Here is a 5,250-nt window from a genome sequence, read left to right on the forward strand (position 1 = left end):
GTAGGCCACTCGATCGCGACAATCTGCACGCCATCGCGCCACGTCCAGTTCAGCTCGATCGGCAGGCCAGAGTCGCCCGGGTTGCGCCAGTATGTGTGCCACTCGGGCTCGTGCTCGCTGCGCAGACCCAGCCAGAGTGGCCGAGCCGCTGACACGCCCAGTGGTGCGTGCGCCAGAAGCTGCACCTGTGCATATTCCGTGCGGGCACGATCGCCCGCGGCGGCTGGGGCGGCGGTCAGTCCCGGCAGACCCACCAGACGCCCCTGCGCGTTCCCCCACAGCGGCAGCAATCCGAACAGCAGCGCCGTGGCCAGCGTGCGCACCCAGTGCCACATCGTCTCGCGCATCGTCCTCATCGTGTGTTCATGGAAGCGTTGCGTACCCCGGGGGTTCCCGAGCACATGGGGCGCATTGTCCGCCAATGTGCCCGATTGCCCAAATCCGTCCCAGCGATTGCCACCAGCCAGGGCGGTGAATCCCAGCCTCGCACCCGCCTGGCTGTTGCCTGTCTCGAGGCTTGGGTCGGCTTGGGTCGAGTCGGGCGTCGGTCTAAGATGCAGGGCATGAGACCCCTGTCCGCTGCCGATTCTGCACCCCGCCTCAAACGCTGGGCCGACCTGCGTTGGCCTGAGTTCGCCACGCTGGATCCCGCGCACACCGTGGCGGTGCTGCCGGTCGGGGCCACGGAGCAGCATGGGCCGCACCTGCCGCTGGATGTAGACACCGCCATCGTGGATGCAGTCCTTGCCGCCGCTGCGGGCCATTTGCCGGCCGAGGCACCGGTGTATATCCTGCCCACCTTGCCGGTGGGGCTGAGCCCGGAGCACGAACGCTTCCCCGGCACCCTTACCCTGTCGGCTGAAACGGCACTGGCGCTGTGGCGCGACCTCGGCGCTTCGGTGGCGCGCGCCGGGGTGCGCAAACTGGTCATCTTCAATGGTCATGGCGGGCACATGGGTTTGATGGACCTGGTGGGCCGGGAGCTGCGTGCGCGGCACGATTTGCTCGTCTGGGGGGTCAACTGGTTTCATCTGCCGCTCATCGAGTCCGATGGCCACGATCTGCAAGCCGATCTGGATGCGCGTGAGCGCCGCTTTGGTGTGCACGCCGGCCAGATTGAAACCGCGGTCATGTTGGCCATCGCCCCAGAGCGTGTCGCCCGGGAAGCGCTGCGCGACTTTCCCTCCACCTCGGAAGCGCGCGCGCGCTGCTATGCGCTGTTGGGCAACGGGCTCAGCGCCAAGTTTGCCTGGCAGATGCAGGATATTCACCCTGCCGGCGCGGCTGGCCATGCCGCTGCCGCGGATCCCGATTGGGGCCGGCGGGCTGTGGCGGCAGCGGGCCAATCGCTGGCCCAGTTGCTGCAAGACGTGGTGGACATCCCTTTGTCCACCGCAGTGGCTGGCCCGTCGCTGATCTGAAGGCCGCAGCGCCACCGCTGCCGTGAGCCGGTTGTGCCATGCCCTGCTCAGGCATGGGTGATCCAGTCCCGGTACTCGGGGCCCGTCAAATGCGGCAGGGCATTGAAGCTGACCAAAGCGCAGCGTTTGGGGTTGTGTACCACCTCCGTCACCGAGGTATTGCGCATGCGCAGGTTCAGCTCGATCGTCGTCTCGGGGCTGGTCCCCAGCAGGTGACCGACCAGGGTTGCGATCGGCCCGCCACTGCTGACCACCAGTATGTCGCCCCGATACCGGGTGCGCACATGGTCCAGCACTGCCACGGCATCCCGCACGAATTCGCGGTAGGGCGGCATGCCGCGCGGGGAGATCGCCCCCGCCATCCACTGGCGCAGCGCGTCGCGCAGCAGCCGAAAGTGCGCGCGGTAGCCCTCCGGCGTGCGTGGATCGGCCAGCGGTGGCGCGTTTAACGCCTCGATCAGCGCTGCGCTGTCGTATTCGTCCAGGCCAGGCCAAGTCTGGGTATCCAAGTCTGCCCCCCAGCCGGTCCGGATCGCCTGCCAGGTCTCGCGATGGCGGCGCAAAGTGCCGGTGAAAACGGCCTCGACGCGCATTCCGTGCGCGCGAAAATGCTCGCCCAGTCGCTGACCCTGCTGCCAGCCCAACGGACTGAGGCGGTCATAATCGTCGCTGCCAAAAGAGGCCTGCCCGTGCCGCACGAGGTGGATGGTTCCCATGCCCGGCATTCTGGGTCTGCTCGTCGTTGCGGGCAGTCGCGGCTGTGACGGGGGCACATCCCTGCTGCAACCTCCGCCTCCCGGGCCGGCCTGGATCAACGCTTTGCCGCGCCGCCCAATCCCGCTGACAGCATCCAGACGGCCGTCAGCACAAGGGCTGCCGCCATCAGGCGATTGAACACCCGCAGCCGCCGTCCGCTCGGTCGCCCCTCGACCAGAGGGCCGGCCAACCAACCCCGCAACACCGAACCCGCCAGCGCGTAAGTCAGATTGCTCGCAAAAGCGTAGAACACCATCACCGGCAGCACCAGCCAAAAGCGGGACCAACCCTGCGGATGACCGGCAATCCATCCCGCGGCGATGGACAGCGCCAGCATCCACGCCTTGATGTTGAAAAACTGTAAAGCCACGCCGCGCGCGAACGATATCTGCAGGCGCTGCGCCCCCACCTGGGCCAGTGTCGCGGTGCCGGACAAGCGCCACGCCAGCACCAGCAGGTAGGCGACGCCCCCCCACAGAATCCCCTGCCGCAGGACGGGCATCGCCAGCACAGCCCCGCCCACCCCCGCCGCGCACAGCGCCAGCAGCAGCGACCAACCCACCGGGACCGCGCACACGAAGGGCAGCGCGCGCCGCAGACCACCGTTGGCGGCCAGTGCGGTGGACAGCGTGGTGTTGGGCCCGGGCGTGAAGCTGGTGGCCGTGGCCAGCGTCAGCAGGGCGATGAATTCACTCCTGGGCATGAAACGTGCAGATGTCGCCAAAAAAGGCCCGATGCCGGGGCACGATATCTATGGAGCGCCAATCAGTGGCTGCCGGACGATGCTTCCCGCGCCCAGCGATCCAGCGCCTCCCAGCGCTCCAGGGCCTCCATCAGCGCCGCCTCGATCGCCGCGTGGCGCTCGGCCAACGCCTGTGCCTGCTGCGGGGCGCGCCCGTACACCGTGCCATCCGCCAGTTCGGCTTCGATGGCTCGCTGCTCTGCCTCCAGTGCCTCGATTCGTCCGGGCAGCGCCTCCAGCTCGCGTCGCTCCTTGTATCCCAGTCGTTGCCGCGGGGCCGGCGGCGCGGCATTTGCAGCGACGGCTGGGCCGGGTGGGGTGGAGGCGGCGCCGGTCTTGCCTGCGTCTTCGGTCCCCTCATCCCGCCAGGCCGAGGGCCACACTGGCACGCGGCCATGCAACCGCATCGACTGCGCCATCCAGTCCTCAACACCGCCTTCGTACTCGCGCCAGCAGCCATCGCCTTCGAACACCAAGGTGCTCGTCACCACCGCATCCAGAAAGCGCCGGTCGTGGCTGACCAGGAACACCGTGCCCGGGTAATCCGCTAGCCGCTGCTCCAGCAGCTCCAGCGTCTCGATGTCCAAATCGTTGGTCGGCTCATCCAGCACCAGCACATTGGCTGGCCGAGCAAACAGCCGCGCCAGCAGCAGCCGGTTGCGCTCCCCGCCCGAGAGCGAATACACGGGACTTTGCGCCCGCGCCGGTGCGAACAGAAAGTCCGCCAAATAGCTACGCACATGGGTGCGCCGCCCCGCGCATTCGATCCATTCGCTGCCCGGGCTGATGAAATCCTCCAGTGTGGCCTCCAGATCCAGGGCTGCACGCATCTGATCGAAATACGCCACAGCCAACTGACTGCCCAAGCGCACCCGTCCGCGGTCCGGCTGCAACTCGCCCAGCAGCAATTTCAGCAGTGTCGTCTTGCCCGCGCCATTGGGGCCGATCAGCCCAATCTTGTCGCCGCGCAGCACGGTCAGCGAAAAGTCTCGCACGACCTCCACCCGCTGCGCTCCCTCGCCAAAGGCCAGGCTCACCCCCTCCAGCTCGGCCACCAGGCGGCCGCTGGCCTGACCACGGGCCACCTCCAGCCGCACCTGACCCAGCGCTTCGCGGCGCTCCGCCCGCGCTTGTCGCAGCCGCTGCAACCGTTCAATGCGGGCCTGCGCGCGTGTGCGGCGCGCTTCCACCCCTTTGCGAATCCAGCTCTCCTCCTGCGCCAACAACCGGTCAGCCTTGGCCTGTATCACCGCCTCTTGCGCCAGTTGTTCCGCCTTCAGGGATTCGTACTGGGTGTAATGGCCGGGATAGCTGCGCAACTTTCCCCGGTCCAACTCCACGATGCGGGTGGTCACCCGATCCAAAAAATACCGGTCATGGCTGATCACCACGACGCTGCCCCGAAACGCCCGCAACAGGTCTGCCAACCAATCAATCGCATCGACATCCAGGTGGTTCGTCGGCTCGTCCAGCAGCAGCACTTCGGGCTGGGCGACCAGCGCACGAGCCAGCGCAACCCGTTTGCGTACGCCGCCAGACAGCGCCGCTAGGGCTGTGTTGGCCGGCAGGCGCAGCCGCTCCAGGGTCTGTGCCACCCGCTGCTCCCAGCGCCAACCATCCACCGCCTCGATGGCGTTTTGCAGTGCGTCCAGGTCCTCGCCTGGCCCTGGGTTCGCGTAGCGCTGCAGCCAGGCATGGATGTCTTGCAGGCCATCGGCCACAGCCTCGAACACCGTCTGGCCGTCCTGGAACGTGGGTTCTTGGGCCACATGAGCCCAACGGAGTCCCTGGCGACGTTGTAGCTCCCCCGCGTCAGGCCGTTCCAGGCCTGCCAGTATGCGCAGCAACGACGACTTTCCCGTCCCGTTGCGCCCCACCAAGCCAACGCGCTCCCCACCCTCGAGCACAAACTCTGCGTGGTCCAGCAGTGGAACGTGGCCATAGGCCAGCGAAGCGTTTTTCAGATAGATCCAAGTCATGGGCATCCCGAACGGCCGTCTGGGGCAGGCGCCTTACCCGAGCGCCGCAAGGACGGAGGGTTGGTCTCACGCTGCCGGCCGCGAAAAAAGATGTATACTAGTGGTCTTTCCGACAATGCAGGCGTTGGTCCAACAGGGCAGCAGCTTGCATCGTCGAGCGGCACAAAAGCGACGAGCGCTTGTGCAAACGCCCGAAAGTGTGTCATAATACGAGGCTCTGCTGATCGTAGCGGGGTTTGGGTGGGATCTTTAACAAGCAACAGCCGATAAGCGTGGGCAAGCGCGGTGCGCTGCTGGCCTAGGCGGGGGGATAAGCCCTGTCTGGGGATGGTGGTGAAGAGCTGCGACAACT

At 66.8% G+C, this 5,250-nt stretch carries 5 protein-coding genes; 1 reads left to right on the forward strand and 4 read right to left on the reverse strand.

Annotation, left to right across the window (positions count from 1 at the left end; translation table 11 throughout):
• On the reverse strand, positions 1–356 hold a 356-nt coding region (locus tag P3W97_RS06830), incomplete at its 3' end, for a protein-disulfide reductase DsbD domain-containing protein (RefSeq protein ID WP_300845065.1).
• A 207-nt stretch (positions 357–563) separates the two neighbouring features.
• Between P3W97_RS06830 and P3W97_RS06835 the strand changes: the two genes are divergently transcribed.
• Positions 564–1,421 (forward strand): creatininase family protein, encoded by an 858-nt coding sequence (locus P3W97_RS06835; protein ID WP_300845067.1) that lies wholly within the window; start codon positions 564–566, stop codon positions 1,419–1,421.
• Between the two features lie 47 nt (positions 1,422–1,468).
• Here P3W97_RS06835 and P3W97_RS06840 read toward each other — a convergent pair whose 3' ends face one another.
• From P3W97_RS06840 to P3W97_RS06850, 3 genes are all read right to left on the reverse strand, one after another.
• Positions 1,469–2,137, reverse strand: coding sequence for a histidine phosphatase family protein (locus tag P3W97_RS06840; RefSeq protein WP_300845069.1), 669 nt, complete (start codon positions 2,135–2,137; stop codon positions 1,469–1,471).
• 95 nt (positions 2,138–2,232) lie between these two features.
• A complete protein-coding gene (locus tag P3W97_RS06845) occupies positions 2,233–2,880 on the reverse strand; it encodes a LysE family translocator (RefSeq protein WP_300845071.1) in 648 nt (215 codons plus the stop codon).
• 62 nt (positions 2,881–2,942) lie between these two features.
• Complete coding sequence (locus P3W97_RS06850; RefSeq protein ID WP_300845073.1) at positions 2,943–4,898, reverse strand: ATP-binding cassette domain-containing protein; 1,956 nt, start codon at positions 4,896–4,898, stop codon at positions 2,943–2,945.
• Positions 4,899–5,250: the final 352 nt, after the last annotated feature.

The organism is Tepidimonas sp., from assembly GCF_029335975.1.
Lineage (GTDB): Bacteria > Pseudomonadota > Gammaproteobacteria > Burkholderiales > Burkholderiaceae_C > Tepidimonas.